The sequence below is a fragment of the Pseudomonas sp. 65/3-MNA-CIBAN-0223 genome (assembly GCF_040310425.1).
GTDB lineage: Bacteria > Pseudomonadota > Gammaproteobacteria > Pseudomonadales > Pseudomonadaceae > Aquipseudomonas > Aquipseudomonas gregormendelii.
On record NZ_JBEOPV010000176.1, the window covers coordinates 1 to 266 of the forward strand.

1 pseudogene is annotated in these 266 nt (G+C 67.3%); it reads right to left on the reverse strand.

Features of this window, described 5'->3' with window-relative positions:
• Window positions 1–266 (reverse strand): annotated as a pseudogene (locus AAEZ09_RS28430) (bifunctional protein-serine/threonine kinase/phosphatase); the annotation flags it as partial.

The following is a 266-nucleotide window of genomic DNA, read 5'->3' on the forward strand; positions in this document are numbered from 1 at the left end:
GTGTACAGGTAACGGCGCTGCCGTGGCGGCGGGCAGGCCTTGACCACGTGGGGATTGTCCAGGCGGCGGGCGATCCACTCCTCCAGCAGGAAGCGCTCCAGATAGGCCGCGTCGCCCCGCAGATCCATCGACGGCGTCTTCAGCACCACTTTGGCGCCGCTGGCTTCGTCGACGGCCAGATGCACATGGCTGCGGCTGCTGATGTGCAGCTCGCGAACGATGCGATAGCCGTCGAACTGCATGCGCGGCTCCAGCAGTGGCGGCAG